Here is a 19,252-nt window from a genome sequence, read left to right as displayed (position 1 = left end):
GTCTGCAGGCGGGCCGTCCATAGGGTATGACCCGGTTATAGTCCGTCTGCTCCTAGCTTACCCGATTTTCAGTACGATATTTCGACAGATGGCTTACCCGCAAACCTGGCAAACCAGACTTGTCGATGGCTTCTTGCCATGAGCAGAATTCTTCCAGCGAAAGATCATAGCGGGCGCAGGCCTCTTCGAGGCTTAGCAATCCACCATTGACCGCAGCCACCACTTCGGCTTTCCGCCGGATTACCCATCTGGTTGTATTACTTTCCGGCAAATCGGCGAGGCGTAAAGATTCACCGAAAGGACCGATAACTTGCACTGGTTTTGTGTGCCGATGAACTTCCATAGAACCTCCAAAAATATGGGGTCTTGCGCTGTCTCATCGTGCAAATGTATCGGAGCACCTGATAAGCGCCCCCGTTACAGTTCCACATCTATAAAGATCCACCAATTAAGATTGGGTTTTTGGTTCTGGTTAACAGATAAAAAAGAAACCCCGGCGTAAGGGACGCCGAGGCTTTTAAAGGTTGGTTTGGCCAAAGTGCGGCCGCTTGTTGGGGAACCGCGGCTCTTGGGGTTTTTCTCTAGTTGCTGATTAGCATCGCGGTTTCGGCGGGCTTGTCTGATTTGGCCGCCGCCATGATCGTCACACTGGCGCGCTGGGCCGAGGCATTGGCCTGATCCATGCAGATGCCGTGATCCTGCACTTCCGTCAGGTTTCTCGCATCATAGCTTCCACAAACCTTACGGACAGCCCCTTTCAGGCGACCTTGCAGGGTAGACTGGCCATCTTCGCTGGCCAAATCAAGATCGGCATAGCTGACCTCAACCGAACGCACGGTCCGGTTCTGGGCACTGGCACTGACCGAAAATCCGGCTGCGGTGACAGCAATTGCGGCAGCGGCACAAAGGGACTTGGTAAAGATAATATTCGACATTTTCTCTCTCCTCAAAACTTGTTCAGGGCGATGCCGGAAAAAGGGGGACCGGCACTACCCGCTAGGGGTGAGGTCAGGAGCGAAATATCCATTGGACCGGGGTCGGACTGTCTGGAGAGACGTAGGGTCATGCTCCCGCCTCACCATCTTGGATAGGGGAACGATCCGGGACGAGCATCCGGACTTCGATAAACCGCCAGAATGTTCGGCCAACGGCAGTCGGCTTCGACCAACGACAATCGTTGATCGACAAATGTACCGACAGGTAACTTTTGTTACGAATCAAGTGGTTACAGATGGCACCGAATCATGCCGTATTAAGGCACTAAATCAGTCCGGAGAGCGGACTCGAAGGGTCGGCATACATCCGGCGGCCCATCCGTCCCGAAAGATAAGCCTCCCGCCCTGCCTCGACGGCGAGCTTCATCGCCCTTGCCATACGGACGGGCTCCCTGGCTTCGGCAATGGCGGTATTCATCAGAACGCCGTCGCAGCCCAGCTCCATAGCCACCGCCGCATCGCTCGCGGTCCCGACACCAGCGTCGACCAGCACCGGCACATTGGCGCCCTCGACGATCAGCCGGATAGTCACCCGGTTCTGGATACCAAGCCCGGACCCGATCGGTGCACCCAGCGGCATGATCGCCACCGCGCCTGCGTCTTCCAGCTGCTTCGCTCCGATCGGATCATCGACACAATAGACCATCGGTTTGAAACCTTCCTTGGCCAGCACCTCGGTCGCCTCGAGCGTTTCGCGCATATTGGGATATAATGTCTTTGCCTCGCCAAGCACCTCCAGCTTGACCAGATCCCAGCCGCCAGCCTCGCGCGCCAGCCGCAAGGTGCGGATCGCGTCTTCGGCATTAAAGCAGCCGGCGGTGTTCGGCAGATAGGTAATTTTCTTCGGATCGATAAAGTCCATCAGCACCGGCTGGTTGCGATCGGTAACATTGACGCGGCGCACGGCGACCGTGACAATCTCCGCACCCGACGCTTCGACGGCTGCCGCGTTTTCTGCAAAGTCCTTGTATTTGCCAGTGCCGACGATCAGTCGCGATTTGAAAGTCCGACCTGCCACGGTCCAGCTGTCGTCACCGGAGCCGCCACCGACGAAATGGACGATTTCCAGTTCATCGCCCTGCTCGACCATGACATCTTCAAGGGTAGAGCGCGTCACGATCAGGCGATTGCGCTCGACAGCGACCTTGGCCGGATCAAGTTCGAGTGACCGCACCAGATCGGCGATCGAGCCGCCAGCCGCAATCTTGTGGTCATCGCCGTTCAACTTGATCTGAATTTCAGCCATATCGGTAACTTTCATGTCTTTGATCTCGCTTTTCAAAAACGAGCCATATAAAGAGGTCGCTCCAGTCGCAACCAAAAGCCTTTGGGAAGGAGCAATATCTTGGCGGCCAAGACCATCTTCGTATTGAACGGACCCAATCTCAACCTGCTGGGCATGCGCGAACCCGAAATTTACGGTTCGGCAACGCTCGACGAGATTGCCGGACAGATTGAAGACCATGCCCAGACGCTCGGCTTCGACGTCGACATTCGCCAGAGCAACCATGAAGGCCATCTGATCGACTGGTTGCACGAAGCCTCCGCGGAAGGCGCGCATGCGGTGATCCTGAACGCTGGAGCACTGACCCATACGTCGCTCGCCCTGTTCGACGCGATCAAGGCAATCAACACGCCGGTTATCGAGGTACATATTTCAAATCCCGCCGCGCGCGAGGAATATCGCCACAAGAGTTTCATTGCACCGGTTGCAAAAGGAAGCATTTGCGGCTTTGGTACTTTTGGCTATCAACTGGCGCTGGACGCCGCAAGCAAGTTTTAAATATAATATAGGGACAAAATATGTCTGCAAAAAAAGAAACGGGTGAAGGCATGAACGTAGATATCAAGCTGGTCCGTGATCTCGCTGCCATTCTCGAAAAAGCGGGACTGACCGAGATTGAAGTCGAAGACGGTGACCGCAAGATCAAGGTCGCGCGCGGTGGTGGAACATATATTTCCGCGCCCGTCGCCGCTGCACCTGCCCCCGCAGCAGCAGCCCCTGCCGCAGCAGCGCCAGCCGCTCCGGTCGACGATCACGCCGGCGCACAAAAATCACCGATGGTCGGCACCGCCTATCTCGCCGCCGAACCAGGCTCACCCAATTTCATCAGCGTCGGCGACAAGGTTGCGGTTGGCGATACATTGCTGATCGTTGAAGCGATGAAGGTGATGAACCCGATCACTGCCGAAACATCCGGCACGGTGAAAGCCATTCTGGTCGAAAACGGCCAGCCGATAGAATTTGACCAGCCTCTGGTCGTGATCGCTTGAGGCTGACAGCGTGACCATTGAAAAAATCCTGATTGCCAATCGCGGGGAAATTGCTCTGCGGATATTGCGCGCGGCCAAAGAGCTGGGCATCGAAACCGTTGCCGTACACAGCACCGCCGATTCAGACGCGATGCATGTGCGGCTCGCCGATCAGGCGGTCTGCATTGGACCCCCACCGGCAGCAGACAGCTATCTGTCGATCCCGGCGATCATCTCTGCCGCCGAAATCAGCGGCGCGGATGCGATTCATCCCGGCTATGGTTTCCTTTCCGAAAACGCGCATTTTGCCGAAGTCGTCGAAGCGCACGGAATCAAGTGGATCGGCCCCAAGCCGGAACATATCAAAATCATGGGCGACAAGGTCGCGGCCAAGAAAACCGCTGGCGATCTCGGCATTCCTCTGGTCCCCGGCTCCGACGGCGCGGTCAGCGAAATTGCCGAAGCCAAGCAGGTTGCCAAAAAAGTCGGCTATCCGGTCATCATCAAGGCGGCTTCCGGCGGCGGCGGTCGCGGCATGAAAGTGGTCAACAGCGAAGCCGAGCTCGAAACCCAGATGAAACAGGCGGGTACCGAAGCCAAGGCAGCCTTTGGTGACGCCACCGTCTATATCGAGAAATATCTCGGCGATCCGCGCCATATCGAATTCCAGGTGTTCGGCGACGGTCGCGGCAATGCCATTCATCTCGGCGAGCGGGACTGTTCGCTGCAGCGCCGGCACCAGAAAGTGCTCGAAGAAGCGCCTTCGCCGGTGATCAGCGCCGAGCAGCGCGAAAAAATGGGCAAGGTCTGCGTCGACGCGATGAAGGGCATGCAATATCGCGGCGCCGGAACGATCGAATTTCTCTACGAGAATGATGAATTTTACTTCATCGAGATGAACACGCGCCTGCAGGTCGAGCATCCGGTCACCGAAATGATCACCGGTTTCGATCTGGTCCGCGAGCAGATCCGCATAGCCGACGGCCGCGATCTGTCGGTCAAACAGGAAGACCTGGTATTCAGCGGCCATGCCATCGAATGCCGGATCAACGCCGAAAATCCGAAGACCTGGGCGCCATCGCCCGGCAAGGTCACCAGCTACCATGCGCCCGGTGGCATGCATGTGCGCGTGGATAGCGGGCTCTATGCCGGCTATTCGATCCCGCCTTATTATGACAGCATGATTGCCAAGCTGATCGTCTATGGCCGCACCCGCGACGGCTGCATGATGCGGCTGGCACGGGCGCTGGACGAGATGGTCATCGAAGGCGTCCAGACCACCATCCCGCTCCACCAGAAACTTGTCCACGACAAGGAATTCCAGTCCGGCGAATATACGATCAAATGGCTGGAAGAGTGGCTGGAAAAGGATAATCTGAAGGATTAGCGCTGCCCCCGCGAAGGCGGGGGTCCATCTCGAGCACGCTCCTCAACTGCAATGGCTGTGATCAACCGCTGGACTCGCCAAAAAAACCAATATCGCTCGTGCTTGTACCTGCCCGAGATGGACCCCGGATTAAGTCCGGGGTGGAAGTTATCCGAACAGCTGCGTTCAGATAACTTCCACCTTTCCTGAACATAACAAGTCAGTTCAGGAGTCTGACAGGGTTAATAACCTATCACCTGTTGCACAGATGCGGCAAATGGAGTCGCCAGCAACAGGAGTAAGCCATGCGTATATTTTTCTTCACCGGTCTGATGGCGGCCACGATGTTGACGCCCCCCGCCGCATCCGCAGCCGAAATTGCACCCAGTCTCAATAGCGCACCGGGACTGGATCAGCTTGGCCTGACCAGCGCAGCTGCCCTGCAGCGCGATGGTCGTAGTGAACGCCGTGCCAATCGCAGCAGTAACCGCGGGGACCGGAGCAGCAATCGCGGTAGTGGCCAGCGTCAGGCGCAGCGGGCCGAGAGTCGCAACAATCGTGGACAGGCGCAGGTAACCCCGCAAACCCGCAGTGCTCGCGACGAAACCCGGCAGAACCGCCGAGCGGATCGTGTCGATCGCAATGCCGTTCAACGCAGCGCGCGTCAGGATAGATCGAATAGCAATGTCAATCTCGCCACCCGGCGCAATCAACAGGCCACACAGCAGCGCAATAGCAACCGGAATGTAACGCAGAGCCGACAAGTCACGCAACAACGCGCGGCTCGCCGCGGCGACAGCAACCAGGATGGCCGGGTTGACCGGCGCTATGATCGCAACCGCGACGGCCAGATTGACCGCCGCTATGACCGCAACAACAATAATCGCGTCGACCGGCGGGTCGACAGCAACCGCGATGGCAAAATCGACCGGCGCTATCGCGATAATCGCAAGTCCGCGCGGAACAGTCGCAACTGGAACCGCAACTGGCGCAGTAACCAGCGCTACGACTGGCAACGTTACCGCCAGGCAAACCGCAGCTATTACCGGCTCGGCCGCTATTATTCACCCTATCGGTCGCACAGCTACAACCGGTGGAGCATCGGGGTCTATCTTGGGTCAGCCTATTACGGATCACGCTACTGGATCAACGACCCATGGCGCTACCGCCTGCCAGCCGCTTATGCCGGCACCCGCTGGATCCGCTATTATGACGATGTCCTGCTGGTCGACACCTATACCGGCGAAGTCGTCGACGTGATTTACGACTTCTTCTGGTAAGACAGAATGATTGATCGAAAGACCCGCTACCTGAAGGTGGCGGGTCTTTTTTGTTTGGCGGCAAGCCTGACTTCCGGCAATCTGCGGCATGAGATCCAGCGGACTAGTCCAGATACAGCAGCTCGAAATTGCCCCAATATTCGCCGCCAAACCAGAGCGGAACGAAGACCTGTTTGCCCGCGCTTGATTTATCGTCGGCGGTCCGAATGAACCGGTATACCGAGACGCTGAATGGCCGGTCTTTTTGTTCAATCGCGCGTTTGGTCATCTCGTCCAGGAATATACGTCGGTTGCGGCAATATTTGTCATCATGCGCCGGATCACCATTGGGTTCTCGCGAACGTTCGCTGACATGGGTTGGCAGATAGCCGTCAATGTTCGTCGCGCCGCAGCTGATAATTGCATCCATGTGCCGGTATTTATCCAGGATGGGCTGAACCTTCGCGTCAGCAAAGACATTGAACTTGTTATCATATCGGGTGGGATTGGAGCCCGGTATCTCGCGATATTCCCGGTCGAACAGCTGGTCCCTGGTCAGCTCTCCGCTGGCCAAAGCCTCTTCAACTGTAGCGACCAGTTCATCCTTGCCGGTAATCGCCAGATCGACAAATTTTCGATCCTCCGTCGCAAAACCGCTCTGGACCAGCTGGTCAAACATGACTTTAGACATGGTCTCAAGGTCACCCACCTTGTCTTTCGCCGCTTCCAAAGTGATATTATTCTTGTCCGCGCTTTCCGAAAAATGATCGAGAACATCTTGCACCTGTTGCACCTTATTGTGGATCAGGCCGGTGTTTTTGGCGATATCGCTATTCTGCTCATCAACCTGCCATACCAGATCAGAAATCCGGTTGACCGTATCGTCTATTTTTTGAAAGTTTCGCTGGGCATCATTGCTCTTGCTGACCCCTTTTTCGATTTTCTCGACCAGAGTTTCGGCTTCGACGCCCAACGAGTTGACCGTGGCCGATATCTCATCGGTCGCTTCCCGTGTATTGAAAGCCAGTTGCTTGACCTCTGCTGCAACGACCGCAAATGTGGCGCCGGCAGCCCCGGCGCGATGCGCTTCAATCGCGGCATTTAGCGCGAGAATGCTGGTGGTATTGGCAATTCTGTCAATATTCTGGGAAACCCTGCGCACTTGATCCATCGCGCCGGCAAATCCGGTAATATGCTCGGCAAGTGCGACTACCAGACCGGTCAGATCACCGAATTCCTGCATCGACATCCGGATAACGTGGGTGCTTTCGTGCAGATCATCCTTCGCACGCTTCGACAGCATTCGTGCTTCGTTGGTGGAATCCGTGACGCGTTTCTGGTCATCAGCCAATTTCGCGATCACATCCTGCAACACTTCCCGGCGCTCGCGCATTTCATCCGCATTCGCCATCACTTCCTCGACCAGACCGCCTACATCGGCGCAGCCAACGGTGACTTCCCCGCACGAACGGACCACAGCATCAATCAGTGTCGGATCGGTGATATCAAACTTCTCATGCTTCATAACGGGGATCAATTTCCTATTGATAGTAAGGGCGACAATTCACAGCCCTAACCCAATCAAGTTAGCGATCTATTAACTGTAAATGCGACTATTGCTGTCGGCGACACACGATCGGTCAAACCGGTCAAAAAATAGCAGCTCCTGTCAGAGGCTAGCGGCTGAAATATCGCCATTTTTGGGGATAAAATTGGCGTCGGCAACCCACCTAGGTTTGATTTTATTTTTCCCGCAGAAAACGATCAATCGAACGGATTTTATCTGCCTCCGTCCTCTGAAGGCAAAAATCCCCGTCAGGACAATTTCCTTTCTTGTTGCAACTTGCAAAAGCGCTCCGCAATAAGGCCTTATAACGTTGGAGAGAAATATCATGAGACGTGCGCTTGGTTTGGCTATTGCCGCTTTTGTAACGATCACAATTTCGGGCAGCGCGTTCGCGCAAGAGCAGATCATTCGCGTAGGCAGTCTGCTGACCGATGCAGCCGCTCAGCCAACCGGTCCGGCCACGATCTTCGTCCGCGAAGGCAAGATTGCCGAAATCCGGATCGGCCCTGATTCTGCTCCCAACGCTGCGGCAGAAGTCATCGACCTCTCCGACAAGACCGTGATGCCCGGCCTGATCGACCTGCACGTTCATCTGACCGGTGATCCGGGTGGCGATTTCTGGCGAGAAACCACCGAACCGGCGGAATGGGGCGTCGTTGTCGGTGCCAAAAACGCACTGGTCACGGCCAAAGCGGGTTTCACCACGGTACGCGAAGCCGGATCCTCGCAATATAGCGCCTTCTCGCTCCGCCGCGGCACCGCCGATGGGGTCATTCCCGGACCACGCATCATCGCCGCCGGGCCAGCCCTGGCGATCGTCGGCGGCCATGGCGACGTGTCGGGCTTCACCGAAGACGTCAACGCGCTGCTGACCAGCGGCTATGCCTGCACCGGCGCCGTCCAATGCGCGGAAAAAGTACGCAAGGCCAGCCGGGCCGGTTCCGATATCATCAAGATCACCGCGACCGGCGGCGTGCTTTCCCAGCAGGGTCGCGGACTGGAAGCACAATTTACCAATGAAGAAATGCAGTCGATCGCCACGACCGCCCATTCGCTCGGCCTGAAAGTCATGGCCCACGCCCATGGTGCGCGCGGTATCGAGGCGGCCTCTCGCGCCGGTATCGATACGATCGAACATGGCACGTTCGCCGACGAGGCTGCGCTCAAGGTCATGAAAGCCAATGGCACCGCGATGGTCCCGACATTAATGGCGTTCAAGGGCGTCAGCGAAGGCCTTGGCAAGGGCATTTACACGCCGGTGGTCGAAGAGAAAATCCGGATGACGCTCAACACCATCGGCAAGGCGGTTGCGTCCGCCAAAAGGCTGGGCGTACCGATCGTATTCGGTACCGATGCCGGCGTCTTTGAACATGGCCGCAACGCCGAGGAACTGCAGCTGATGGTCGATGCCGGCCTGACCCCGCGCGAGGCTGTGGCCAGCGCGACCACATCGGCTGCCAAGGCGCTCGATATGGAAAATGAAATCGGCCGCATCGCGGTTGGCTATTCCGCCGATCTGATCGCTTTTGACGGCAACCCGCTGGACGATGTCCGGGTGCTGGAAAAGATCGACTGGGTGATGGTCCGCGGCCGCATCATCGACTAGGCTGCCGAGCATGGCCCGGGTCTTTACGAAAAAGCAGATCGAACTTTATTCCAGCCCAAAGCGGATAGCCGCGCTGGGCCGCCGGGTGACCGAGACACTCAACGCCCATCCCCGGGTCCAGTGGCTGGAGAGCCCCTATGTTCAGCTCTATGTCTGCCAGAATTTTATCAGCGACTCCGATTGCGACCTGCTGATCGACATGATCGACAGCGATAGCCAACCCTCGACGCTTTACGAAGGCACCGAACGCGAAGGCTATCGCACCAGCTATAGCTGCAATGTCGACCCGGCCAATCCCGACATCCGCCGTATCGACCAGTCGATTTGCGACCTGATGGGCCTGCCGCAGACCCATAGCGAAGTCCTGCAGGGCCAGCGCTATCAAGTGGGACAGCAGTTCAAGGACCATCACGACTATTTCCACAAGAGCGAAAAATACTGGCAATATGAAGGTCCTAATGGTGGCCAGCGCACCTGGACCGCGATGGCCTATCTCAACGAGCCGGAGAAGGGTGGCGCGACCGCTTTCCCGCAGCTGCAATATCAGGTCGAACCGCGTCGCGGCATGTTGCTGATATGGAATAATATGCGCCTCGACGGCACGCCCAATATCGATACGCTGCACGCCGGAACGCCGGTGGAAGAGGGCACCAAATATATCATCACCAAATGGTTCCGGCTCAATCAGTGGCAGAAAGCCTGGGTCCCGTAAAAACCGGCTTGCCGATCAACAGACGACGGGTTTCGACCAACGACATTGATTGACCGGTGAAATCGTTGCGAGTGTAACTTTAGCGTGTTAGCTGGACATAACAGTTTTGGATAGGAACCGAATATGATCAAGAAACCTCTCGCCCTTCTCGTCGGCACCAGCCTGCTCGCCTTCAGTGGCGTTGCTGCAGCCCAGCCGCTTGCAGCAACCAGCGCAGCAGCGATGGAACATCACGAAGCAGCGGAGATGACCGAAGGCGAAAAGCTGAAGGCGCTGTTCGCCAAGAGCGACGAGGAAAACCTGAAACGCAATCCGATCGGCGCCCTGTTCCGCGGCGACGAACGCTATGCCGACCAGCTTGGTGATTATATTTCCGACGAATATTTTGCCGGTGAGAAGGCGGCCGAGACAGCCGAACTGGCGGCTTTGCTGAAGCTGGACCGCAGCAAACTAAGCGCCACCGACAAAATCGCCTATGACGTGTTCAAACGCGACAAGGAGCAGGCGCTCAAAGGCTATTCCGACGAGATATTGTCCCTGACCATCGTCCGCCCGGTCAATCATTTCAGCGGTTTTCACACATTCTATCCCAATTTTGCTTCCGGCAAAGGCGGCGCGCCGTTCAAGACAGTGAAAAATTACGAGGACAATCTCAAACGTCACAAACAATATATTGTCATCGGCGACCGATCGATCGAACGTTTCCGCGAAGGCATGGAAAGCGGCGTACTCGAAACCAAATTGACGATCACCAACGTGATCGAGCAGCTCGCCACGCAAAATGGCCTGGGCCTTGAAGACAGCCCGTTCATGGCGCCGACCAAGAATTTCCCCGACGATTTCAGCGATGCCGACAAGGCCCGCCTGACCAAGGAATATGCCGCCGCTACCAAGGATATTTTCGCTGGCAATCAGCGCATGCATGATTTCCTGAAAAACGAATATCTGCCCGTCGCCCGCACCGAAGTCGGCCTGTCGCAGATGAAGGGCGGAGCGATCCTCTATGAGAATATGATCGAGAACACGACTACTCTGCCGCTCAAGGCCGATTATGTTCACAATCTGGGTCTCAGCGAAGTCACGCGGATCAAGACCGAGATGGAAGAGATCAAGGCCGAGGTCGGTTTCGACGGCACCCTCCCCGAATTTTTCGAATTCCTGCGGACCGATGAACAGTTCCACCCGGAATCCCGCGAAGCGCTGACCCAGGCATATTATGACATGGGCAAGATGGTCGATGCCAGGATTGGCGAGCAATTCAAGGTTCTGCCAAAATCGCCGCTGGAAATTCGTCCCTATGACGAATCGATCGAGAAATTCCAGGCGGGCGGTTCCTATCAGAGCGGCACGCCCGACGGATCGCGTCCCGGCGTCTTCTATTTCAACGCCTATGACCTGCCCTCACGCAGCACTTCGGGCATTACCACGCTCTATCTGCACGAAGGTGCACCGGGCCACCATTTCCAGATTTCGCTGGCTCAGGAAAATGCCGATCTGCCCAATTTCATGCGCTTTGGCGGCAACACCGCCTTCGTCGAAGGCTGGGCGCTTTATGCTGAGAAGCTCGGCTTCCCGATGGAGCTTTATGATGACCCTTACCAGCGCTTCGGCCATCTCGACGACGAGATGCTCCGCGCGATGCGGCTGGTCGTCGATACCGGCCTGCACAGCAAGGGCTGGAGCCGTGAAAAGGCTATTCAGTATATGCTCGACAACAGCAGCATGGGTGAAACCGATGCTACCGCCGAAGTCGAACGTTATATCGCGATCCCGACCCAGGCCCTGGCCTACAAGATCGGCGCGCTGACCATCCAGCGGCTGAAGAAAGAAGCCCAAGACGCGCTCGGCGACAAGTTCGACCCGCGCGAATTCCACGACCAGGTGCTCAACACCGGCGCGCTGCCGATGACCGTGCTGGAAAGCAAGATCCGCGACTGGATCAAGTCGCAGGCCTGATCCGGCCGTTTCAAATTGATCAAAGCCGGTATGAAGCAAGAATTGCCTTCATACCGGCCTGATCGCTAAACCCGACCGCACTAACCGCATTTTAAGCATTTCCGGCTAATCGCATTCCCGAACTAGCGGGGTGAATGCGATGAAAATGGATATGTCGGGACTAATCGGGGAAATCAAAGCCAAACAGGCGATTAGCGCGGCAGACGTCATGGCGCTGCGCCAGGAGATTTGGCCGGACGGCATTGTCAGTTCCGATGAAGCCGATCTCCTTTTCCAGATCAATAATCTTGGCAGCCATCCGAGCGAGGAATGGCTCGAGTTTTTCGTCGCGACAATAACCGAATATGTCGTCAACCAGACCGAACCCAAAGGCTATGTCAGCGATGATAATGCCGGATGGCTGATGCAGAAGATCGACCATGACGGCAAAATAGAATCCGCAGCAGAACTGGAACTGCTCGTCCGCACGATGGAACGGGCCACCGGAACACCGGAGCAGCTACAGGATTATGTGCTCAAACAGATCGAAGGCGCCGTTCTGACCGGCAAAGGTCCGACCCGAGATGGCGGAGCCCTGCAACCCGGATCGATCAGCGACAGCGAAGTAAAGATATTGCGCCGCGTCTGCTACGCTGCCGGCTCTGACGGCCCCGGCCGGATCAGCCGCAACGAAGCCGATATGCTGTTCCGGATCAAGGACGCGACACTGAACAGCGAGAATAGCAAAGACTGGCCGAAATTGTTCGTGCAGCTGGTTGGCAATTATCTGATGGCCTATGGCGAATATGACATGCTTTCTCGCACAGAGGCCGCGCGTCTCGAAAGCTTCATGGACGACAATGAAGCAAGTGTCCGCGGTTTCTTTGGCCGGATGAAAGATTCCGACATCGGTGCCACGTTCAAAAAAACCTTCAACACAGATATTTTTGGCAAGAAAAATGCTGAATGCGGTCACATCGATGCAGTTGAACAGGCGCGCAAGCTGACCATTGTAGAGGATAGCTGGTTGCACGGGAAAATTCACGCCGACCAGAATCTTGATCCGCTGGAAAGCGAACTCCTCGATTTTATCGCCGACGAGTTGGCCGGAACGCGTCACTAGATTGCGGGCTCGCTGTCGGGTTCAGCGCCGGTTCAAAATATTTGACGGATAGTTCTCTTCTTTTGAGGAGCCCCCGACATGCGATATTCCGGATTGATGCTGGCCTTGGGTGGAGCAACGGCCTTGTCGTTTTCACCGCTGCAGGCCACCCCCGATAGCGCGCCGCAGATTGACTATCCCGGCTTTCTCGACCTGAGCAATGAAGTTGCCACGGTCAGGGCGGAGCGGCTCATTGATCTAGCCGAATTCCGCCAGCGAGCGGCAAAGTCTGGCACGCTGATTCTCGACACGCGCTCCGCCGCTGCCTTTGCCGAAGGTCATATGGCGGGCGCGATCAACCTTCCCTTTTCCGACTTTACCGACAGCAAATTGCGGGCCGTGATCGGCGACAATCTCGACCGGGAAATATTGATCTATTGCAACAATAATTTCAGCAATAATATCCGTCCGATCATGACCAAACGCGCACCGCTCGCGCTCAACATCCCGACCTTCATTAATCTCTACGGCTATGGCTATCGCAATATCTACGAGCTCGGCGCGATCGTCGATCTCTATGATCCGATGGTACAATGGGTGGCTGATGATCAGCTACGCGACCCCCTTCTCCCGTGAGGGAGAAGGGTGCGAAGACTTGGCAGCTTATCTGCGTAGACGTAGCTAGTCACAGTCGCGATAAGGCGACGTATCCTTCTCCTTCACCGGAGAAAGCTCTACCGAGATAATACTGTCCTACATCGCGCTTATTATGATAGTCGTCCGATATGACCGACCGCAAAATATCACCCAAGAACCCGCAAATTCTGACCATTTTGGGGCCAGACCGTTTTTTTCTTTTAACACTGTAAAGTTTGTAAAGCTCATACCCCATGACCAGCGCTCTCCTACCCGCCGCCCGCGATATTCTCGCCAGGCTGATCGCCTTCGACACCACGTCGCGGAACAGCAATCTTGATCTGATCGCCTGGGTCGAAGATTATCTGACCGGACATGGCGTCGCATCGACGCGCGTAGTCAACGCCGATGCCAGCAAGGCCAATCTCTATGCATCTGTCGGCCCCGCTATCGAAGGCGGGATCATTCTTTCGGGTCATAGCGATGTTGTGCCGGTCGACGGACAGGATTGGCTCAGTGATCCGTGGACGGTGACCGAGCGCAATGGTCTGCTCCACGGGCGCGGGACCTGCGACATGAAGGGGTTTATCGCGCTGGCCCTGGCCGCTGTGCCGCTGTTCAAAGACGGCGCGAAACCGGTGCATCTGGCGTTCAGCTATGACGAAGAGATCGGCTGTCTCGGCGCGCCGGCGATGATCGAGGAGATGGCGGCGAAACTGCCAAAACCGGCGCTGGCAATTATCGGCGAGCCGACGATGATGAAGGTGATCACCGGCCACAAGGGGATCACCGTCCACGAGGTCGAGGTGCTCGGCCACGAAGCCCATAGCAGCCTCACCCATCTCGGCCTGTCTGCCAATATGGTGGCGATCGAACTGATGCACGATCTGGCCGAACTGGCACGCAGCCTGTGGGAGAATGCCGACCCCGCCTCTCCTTTCATCCCGCCCCACGCGACGCTGACCATCGGCAAGATGCAGGGGGGCACCGCGCCCAATATCCTTGCCCGCCGCGCGCATTTTGTCTTCGATCTGCGCTGCCCGCCCGATATCGAACCGGAGGTCGTGCTCGCGCCGTTCAAGGCAAAGGTCGCGGCGCTTGATGGCGAGTTGCGCCGCGCCTTCCCCGAAGCGGGTGTCACCATCACCCGCCTGTCCAACGCCCCGCCAATGGCGCCGGCCGGTTCGCAGGAGGCGGCAGATTTTGTCCGCAGTCTGACCGGCGACAATGGCCCTTCGGACGTTGTCTCTTATGCCGCCGAGGCGGGACAATTCCAGCAGGTCGGCTTTGCCACCGTGATCTGTGGTCCCGGATCGATCGAGCAGGCGCACCAGCCGAATGAATATCTGGCAGTCGAGCAATTTGAGCGGGGCGCGGATTTCATGGTCAGGCTGGCACAGGCGCTGGCCTAGTGCGGCAATAATGGTCCGTTCGTCCTGAGCCTGTCGAAGGACGAGTGCGCGCAGACCGGTCCTTCGACGGGCTCGGGACGTACGCAATGCCCGCACTTCGGGATAACGCTACGGCATCGCCGACATTTGTAAAATCCGCAGAAAACAGGTATATTGGGTGAAGAAGGATTGCATTATGCCCGCTGTAAAAGCTGCCAAACCCAATGAAATATTCGCCCGCGAGGAATGGGCAGCTCTAACGCGCGTTTCGCGCTGGCACGGCCTGTGGCTGACTGTCCATGCCTGGCTGATGGTGGCGCTGGTCACCGGTGGCACGGCTTTGTTGTGGCAATGGCACTGGCTCGCCGGTCTCCTCGCGACCCCCTTCGCCATCTTGCTGATCGGCGGGCGGCAGCTCGGCCTGTCGATCCTGATGCACGAAGGCGCGCACGGCCTGCTCCACCCCAAACGCAAGACCAACAATTTCCTTGGCCAGTGGCTGACCGGATCGGCAACCGGCAGCGATCTGCACAGCTATCGCGCCTATCATCTGACCCATCACCGCTACACCCAGCAGAGCGAAGATCCCGATCTCGGTCTGTCAGCGGCTTTCCCGACCAGCCGGGCCAGTCTGCGGCGCAAGATCACCCGCGACCTGACCGGACAGACATTTCTCAAGCAACGCAGCAACCAGTTCGCGGTCGCATGGAAAGGCCTGAAAGCAATGCTGTCGGGTGCAAGTGATGCCAGTCCACCGGCCAAGCGCGACACATCGGCGGGTACCCCGCTCAACCGCAACGGCGCCGCAGGCGTCGCCGCGCCGGTGATCGATCTGGAGGGTGCAAAGCACACCACACGGACCGTCGGACGCTTCCTGCTGATCCAGCTGGCGGTGCTGCTGGTCAGCCTGGCGACGCTGGGCATCATCCCCTTCCTGATCTGGATCGTCGCACTGGCAACCACCTTCCAGTTGATCCTGCGGATTCGCAATATCGCCGAACATGCCTGCACCACCACCGGTGGCGATGACCCGTTCAGCCACGCCCGCACGACCAAGGCCAATATGCTGATGCGGATGACGCTGGCGCCTTACTGGGTCAACTATCACAGCGAACATCATCTGTTCATGGGCGTGCCTTGCTATAATTTGCCCAAGGCGCATGATCTGCTGATCGCCAAGGGGTATGGCCCGCGGATGACGATCGCCAACAGCTATGCCGAAGTGTTGCGGACGGTGACGCAGCCGGTTGCAGCCTAGACCAATCGGCGGGTCAATCAGCCCGCAGGCTTCACTGCTGCCTTGATCTCGTTGAGGTCGGATTGAAGGCTGGTGATCTTCTCGAGCATCAGCAGATCCATTTTTTCGTGCAGGCGGATGATATCGATTTCCGCCCGCAGATTGACTTCATAGTCATGCGCCGCGGCTATCCGGTCCTTGTTCGCTGCCCGGTTCTGGCTCATCATGATGATCGGCGCCTGGATCGCGGCCAGCGTCGACAATATCAGATTGAGAAAGATGAAGGGATAGGGATCAAAAGCCGCATCGAACCGACCCAGTATTTTCGAGTTCAATATCATCCAGCTGAGCAGGACCAGAGCGAAGGCAATGATGAAGCCCCAAGAACCGCCAATGGCTGCGACCCGGTCGGAAAGCCGTTCGCCGAAACTGGCTTGCTCGTCCGCCAGGTTTCCGGCGTCATCCGCAACAATCTGCCGGGAGACGATCGCTTCGAGAACCCCACGCTCCTCCGGGGACAGGGCTGCCACAGGTTTGTCGAGCAGTTGCTCGCTGAGTTGCTCGACCGTACGCTTTGCCATCTCAAACTCCCCGTCGTTCCCTATATGCCGGAAATAATCCTATTCACTGACAAATCTGTGTGCCGAGCGATCCTTGTGCGTTTTCGCCGGATCGAAGACTTCGCCGTTCATCGCGATATAGACACCGTGCGGCAGGGTCTGGGTCGCGGCGAGGGCAAAGCCGACGTTGAACTGGGCATCGCTGATCCGCAGCGACGCCGGCTGCATCGCACCGGTCAGCACGATCGTCTTGCCGGAAATGTCGGACAGCACCCGCGCCGTATCGACCATCGTGTCGGTGCCGTGGGTCACGAGAATCTTGTCGGCATCGCTGGCCGCAACCGCGTCATGGATCGCCGCCCGGTCCACGTCGGTCAGCTCGAGACTGTCCTTGCGCATCAGCTGCGTCACCCGATGCGCGACAAAGACATTATTCTCCTGCAGCATATCGGGCAGCGCCGTCGCGCCAATCTGATATTCCGACAACGCATCGAAATAGACCTTGTCGATCGTCCCGCCGGTGGTGAAAATATCGATCATCAGGCGCATTCGTCCAGCACGGGAACCGCCGGCGTGCCATCCGGCGCAGCAAAGGTCTGGCGAAAGGTGAAGGCCTTGGCCGTCGGTCCGTGGGCGGCAAGATGGTCGACCGCCGCCAACCCTTCCGCCACGCTCGGTTCATGGCCAACCGGCACCCACCAGAGCGCCTGATAAACATCGATATGCTCCATCCACTCCTTGCGGCGGCGCATGATCACCAGATGCTGTTCGTTGCGATAGACATAGGCGCCGAGCGAATCGACATCGACCCATACCGACATATTGACGACCAGATTGGGGTCACCGGGTACCGCGTCAATATCCACCGCATCATTGCCCTCGCCGGTCAACCGCCAGACAAAGCCCGGGGCTGCTTCCGCCGCTGCATTGACCGGATCAAGCGCGTCCATGAAATCGGCATTGGCGGGATCGTCCTTGGCCCGCTTGAACCGCGCGATATTGATCTGTGCCAGATGATATTCGCTCATGCCAAAGCCTCCGCAATCAGTTTGCGGGTATTTGATATGCCATAAAGCGCAATGAAGCTACCCATGCGCGGGCCTTGCGAAGAGCCTAGCAGTGTCTCGTAAAGCGCCTTGAACCAGTCACGGAGATTGTCGAAACCGCCTTCCTTGCCGATCGTATAGACAATCGTCTGGATATCCTCGGCAGCAGCATCCTCGGGCAATGCGCCCAGTTCGCTATCCAGCCGCTCCAGCGCCGCCACTTCGACCCCTTCCGGTTTGCGCCGGTGCAGGGTCGGGGCGATGAAGTCCTTGTGATAGGCCATCGCATTGCCGATCAGCTCGTCGAGATCGGGATAGCGTTCCGGCGTGGCATCTGGCGCATATTGCCGCAAATAGCCCCAGATCTGTTCGCGATCCGCATCGCCCATCACACCGACAAGGTTTAGCAGCAGGCCGAAGGTGACCGGAATCGTGTCCGTCGGCACATCGCCATTGTGGACATGGTGCACCGCATTGCCGAGCCGCTTGCTGGCATCCTGTTCGTGCCAGTTGGCGCGCGCCTGGAAATATTCGTCGACCGCCTTGGGAATAACGCCGAGATGCAATTGCTTCGCCGACTTGGGCTCGCGGAAGATATAATAGGCGAGGCTGGTCTCGGAACCATAGCGCAGCCAGTCGTCGAGGCTGAGACCATTGCCTTTGGACTTGGAAATCTTCTCACCCTTTTCATCGAGAAACATCTCGTAGATCAGGCCCTCGGGCTTGCGAGCGCCCAGCACCTTGGCGATCTTGCCCGACTGCACACCGCTGTCGGTCAGGTCCTTGCCATACATTTCATAGTCGACGCCAAGCGCGGTCCAGCGCATCGCCCAGTCGACTTTCCACTGCAGCTTGGCGCCGCCGGAGAGGATATTATGCTCGATCATCTCGCCATCGTCTTCAAAGCGGACAGTCCCGGCTTCGGCATCAACGATCTCGACCGGCACCTGCAAAACATGGCCGGTTTTCGGGCTGATTGGGAGTATTGGCGAATATGTCGCCTGACGCTCCTTGCCCAGAGTCGGCAGCATGATGTCCAATATCTGCTGGTTGCGGGCAAGGACCAGCTTCAGCGTCTCGTCAAAAGCGCCGCTCTGATATTGCTCGGTCGAGGAGATAAATTCATAATCAAAGCCGAACTGGTCGAGGAAATCGCGCAGCATCGCATTGTTGTGTGCGGCAAAACTCTCGAACTTTTCGAACGGATCGGGAACCTGAGTCAGCGGCTTGTGCAGATGTTCGGCCAGCATATCCTGATTGGGGACATTGGTCGGCACTTTGCGGAAACCGTCCATGTCATCGCTGAACGCAATCAGACGGGTCGGGTTGCCGGTCAGTGTTTCATACGCATGGCGCACCATCGTCGTGCGCAACACTTCGTTAAACGTACCGATATGCGGCAGGCCCGAGGGACCATAGCCGGTCTCGAACAGCATCGGCTCGCCACCCGGCTTTGGCGCGGGCGCACCGCGCTCGCCGCGATAGCGTTTGAGCAGCTTGCGGGCTTCCTCGAACGGCCACGCTTTGGAATTTTCTGCTGCTTCACGATAATCGGTCACAATTTGTCCTTCTCAGTCAATGCTGCGC

19 protein-coding genes are annotated in these 19,252 nt (G+C 57.3%); 11 read left to right on the top strand and 8 right to left on the bottom strand.

What is annotated here, in order from left to right; all coding sequences use genetic code 11:
- Window positions 1-52: 52 nt before the first annotated feature.
- The 3 genes from AACZ86_RS11080 to thiS all read right to left on the bottom strand — a co-directional run bounded on the left by AACZ86_RS11080 (window position 53) and on the right by thiS (window position 2,241).
- The gene (locus tag AACZ86_RS11080; RefSeq protein WP_339692483.1) at window positions 53-343 is read right to left on the bottom strand and encodes a DUF1153 domain-containing protein; all 291 of its coding nucleotides are present in this window, start codon (window positions 341-343) and stop codon (window positions 53-55) included.
- 238 nt (window positions 344-581) lie between these two features.
- Window positions 582-935, bottom strand: coding sequence for a UrcA family protein (locus AACZ86_RS11075; protein WP_339692480.1), 354 nt, complete (start codon window positions 933-935; stop codon window positions 582-584).
- A 325-nt stretch (window positions 936-1,260) separates the two neighbouring features.
- Complete coding sequence (gene thiS, locus AACZ86_RS11070) at window positions 1,261-2,241, bottom strand: sulfur carrier protein ThiS (protein WP_339692477.1); 981 nt, start codon at window positions 2,239-2,241, stop codon at window positions 1,261-1,263.
- A gap of 99 nt (window positions 2,242-2,340) precedes the next feature.
- Between thiS and aroQ the strand changes: the two genes are divergently transcribed.
- The 4 genes from aroQ (at window position 2,341) to AACZ86_RS11050 (ending at window position 5,894) form a co-directional block, all read left to right on the top strand.
- Window positions 2,341-2,778 (top strand): type II 3-dehydroquinate dehydratase, encoded by a 438-nt coding sequence (gene aroQ, locus AACZ86_RS11065; protein ID WP_339692474.1) that lies wholly within the window; start codon window positions 2,341-2,343, stop codon window positions 2,776-2,778.
- Between the two features lie 20 nt (window positions 2,779-2,798).
- Entirely contained in the window at window positions 2,799-3,269 is a 471-nt protein-coding gene (gene accB, locus AACZ86_RS11060) for an acetyl-CoA carboxylase biotin carboxyl carrier protein (protein ID WP_339692472.1), read from the top strand.
- A gap of 10 nt (window positions 3,270-3,279) precedes the next feature.
- On the top strand, window positions 3,280-4,635 hold the full coding sequence (gene accC / locus AACZ86_RS11055) for an acetyl-CoA carboxylase biotin carboxylase subunit (protein ID WP_339692470.1): 1,356 nt from the start codon (window positions 3,280-3,282) through the stop codon (window positions 4,633-4,635).
- Between the two features lie 284 nt (window positions 4,636-4,919).
- A complete protein-coding gene (locus tag AACZ86_RS11050; protein ID WP_339692469.1) occupies window positions 4,920-5,894 on the top strand; it encodes an RcnB family protein in 975 nt (324 codons plus the stop codon).
- Between the two features lie 103 nt (window positions 5,895-5,997).
- Here AACZ86_RS11050 and AACZ86_RS11045 read toward each other — a convergent pair whose 3' ends face one another.
- Entirely contained in the window at window positions 5,998-7,398 is a 1,401-nt protein-coding gene (locus tag AACZ86_RS11045; protein ID WP_339692466.1) for a methyl-accepting chemotaxis protein, read from the bottom strand.
- A gap of 367 nt (window positions 7,399-7,765) precedes the next feature.
- On the opposite strand from AACZ86_RS11045, the gene AACZ86_RS11040 reads away from it, so the two are divergent.
- From AACZ86_RS11040 to AACZ86_RS11010, 7 genes are all read left to right on the top strand, one after another.
- A complete protein-coding gene (locus AACZ86_RS11040) occupies window positions 7,766-9,046 on the top strand; it encodes an amidohydrolase family protein (RefSeq protein ID WP_339692464.1) in 1,281 nt (426 codons plus the stop codon).
- A gap of 10 nt (window positions 9,047-9,056) precedes the next feature.
- Window positions 9,057-9,758, top strand: a complete 702-nt coding sequence (locus tag AACZ86_RS11035) for a 2OG-Fe(II) oxygenase (RefSeq protein ID WP_339692461.1) — start codon at window positions 9,057-9,059, stop codon at window positions 9,756-9,758.
- Window positions 9,759-9,881: 123 nt separating this feature from the next.
- The gene (locus AACZ86_RS11030; protein ID WP_339692458.1) at window positions 9,882-11,714 is read left to right on the top strand and encodes a DUF885 domain-containing protein; all 1,833 of its coding nucleotides are present in this window, start codon (window positions 9,882-9,884) and stop codon (window positions 11,712-11,714) included.
- Between the two features lie 139 nt (window positions 11,715-11,853).
- Window positions 11,854-12,816, top strand: a complete 963-nt coding sequence (locus AACZ86_RS11025; protein WP_339692455.1) for a hypothetical protein — start codon at window positions 11,854-11,856, stop codon at window positions 12,814-12,816.
- A 78-nt stretch (window positions 12,817-12,894) separates the two neighbouring features.
- Entirely contained in the window at window positions 12,895-13,431 is a 537-nt protein-coding gene (locus AACZ86_RS11020; protein ID WP_339692453.1) for a rhodanese-like domain-containing protein, read from the top strand.
- A gap of 254 nt (window positions 13,432-13,685) precedes the next feature.
- Window positions 13,686-14,843 (top strand): acetylornithine deacetylase, encoded by a 1,158-nt coding sequence (gene argE / locus AACZ86_RS11015; protein ID WP_339692451.1) that lies wholly within the window; start codon window positions 13,686-13,688, stop codon window positions 14,841-14,843.
- Window positions 14,844-15,018: 175 nt separating this feature from the next.
- Window positions 15,019-16,080, top strand: a complete 1,062-nt coding sequence (locus AACZ86_RS11010) for a fatty acid desaturase family protein (protein WP_339692449.1) — start codon at window positions 15,019-15,021, stop codon at window positions 16,078-16,080.
- Window positions 16,081-16,097: 17 nt separating this feature from the next.
- Here AACZ86_RS11010 and AACZ86_RS11005 read toward each other — a convergent pair whose 3' ends face one another.
- From AACZ86_RS11005 to AACZ86_RS10990, 4 genes are read right to left on the bottom strand one after another with little or no spacing between them, the layout of a single operon-like run.
- Window positions 16,098-16,640 (bottom strand): DUF1003 domain-containing protein, encoded by a 543-nt coding sequence (locus AACZ86_RS11005; RefSeq protein WP_339692446.1) that lies wholly within the window; start codon window positions 16,638-16,640, stop codon window positions 16,098-16,100.
- A 39-nt stretch (window positions 16,641-16,679) separates the two neighbouring features.
- Window positions 16,680-17,159, bottom strand: coding sequence for an asparaginase domain-containing protein (locus tag AACZ86_RS11000; protein WP_339692443.1), 480 nt, complete (start codon window positions 17,157-17,159; stop codon window positions 16,680-16,682).
- Complete coding sequence (locus AACZ86_RS10995; protein ID WP_339692441.1) at window positions 17,159-17,647, bottom strand: DUF3291 domain-containing protein; 489 nt, start codon at window positions 17,645-17,647, stop codon at window positions 17,159-17,161. Before AACZ86_RS10995 ends, AACZ86_RS11000 begins: the two co-directional genes overlap by 1 nt.
- Window positions 17,644-19,224, bottom strand: a complete 1,581-nt coding sequence (locus AACZ86_RS10990) for a lysine--tRNA ligase (protein ID WP_339692439.1) — start codon at window positions 19,222-19,224, stop codon at window positions 17,644-17,646. Before AACZ86_RS10990 ends, AACZ86_RS10995 begins: the two co-directional genes overlap by 4 nt.
- Window positions 19,225-19,252 lie beyond the last annotated feature (28 nt).

The organism is uncultured Parasphingorhabdus sp. (genome assembly GCF_963975735.1).
Classification (GTDB): Bacteria; Pseudomonadota; Alphaproteobacteria; order Sphingomonadales; family Sphingomonadaceae; genus Parasphingorhabdus.
The sequence above is the reverse complement of the archived record's forward strand: the minus strand, read 5'-3'. Positions and strand labels throughout refer to the sequence as shown.

Coding starts and splice junctions, on each gene's coding strand:
- AACZ86_RS11080 (WP_339692483.1), bottom strand. CDS start 343: ATGGAAGTTCATCGGCACACAAAACCAGTGCAAGTTATCGGTCCTTTC.
- AACZ86_RS11075 (WP_339692480.1), bottom strand. CDS start 935: ATGTCGAATATTATCTTTACCAAGTCCCTTTGTGCCGCTGCCGCAATT.
- thiS (WP_339692477.1), bottom strand. CDS start 2,241: ATGGCTGAAATTCAGATCAAGTTGAACGGCGATGACCACAAGATTGCG.
- accB (WP_339692472.1), top strand. CDS start 2,799: ATGTCTGCAAAAAAAGAAACGGGTGAAGGCATGAACGTAGATATCAAG.
- AACZ86_RS11050 (WP_339692469.1), top strand. CDS start 4,920: ATGCGTATATTTTTCTTCACCGGTCTGATGGCGGCCACGATGTTGACG.
- AACZ86_RS11045 (WP_339692466.1), bottom strand. CDS start 7,398: ATGAAGCATGAGAAGTTTGATATCACCGATCCGACACTGATTGATGCT.
- AACZ86_RS11040 (WP_339692464.1), top strand. CDS start 7,766: ATGAGACGTGCGCTTGGTTTGGCTATTGCCGCTTTTGTAACGATCACA.
- AACZ86_RS11035 (WP_339692461.1), top strand. CDS start 9,057: ATGGCCCGGGTCTTTACGAAAAAGCAGATCGAACTTTATTCCAGCCCA.
- AACZ86_RS11030 (WP_339692458.1), top strand. CDS start 9,882: ATGATCAAGAAACCTCTCGCCCTTCTCGTCGGCACCAGCCTGCTCGCC.
- AACZ86_RS11025 (WP_339692455.1), top strand. CDS start 11,854: ATGAAAATGGATATGTCGGGACTAATCGGGGAAATCAAAGCCAAACAG.
- AACZ86_RS11020 (WP_339692453.1), top strand. CDS start 12,895: ATGCGATATTCCGGATTGATGCTGGCCTTGGGTGGAGCAACGGCCTTG.
- argE (WP_339692451.1), top strand. CDS start 13,686: ATGACCAGCGCTCTCCTACCCGCCGCCCGCGATATTCTCGCCAGGCTG.
- AACZ86_RS11010 (WP_339692449.1), top strand. CDS start 15,019: ATGCCCGCTGTAAAAGCTGCCAAACCCAATGAAATATTCGCCCGCGAG.
- AACZ86_RS11005 (WP_339692446.1), bottom strand. CDS start 16,640: ATGGCAAAGCGTACGGTCGAGCAACTCAGCGAGCAACTGCTCGACAAA.
- AACZ86_RS11000 (WP_339692443.1), bottom strand. CDS start 17,159: ATGATCGATATTTTCACCACCGGCGGGACGATCGACAAGGTCTATTTC.
- AACZ86_RS10995 (WP_339692441.1), bottom strand. CDS start 17,647: ATGAGCGAATATCATCTGGCACAGATCAATATCGCGCGGTTCAAGCGG.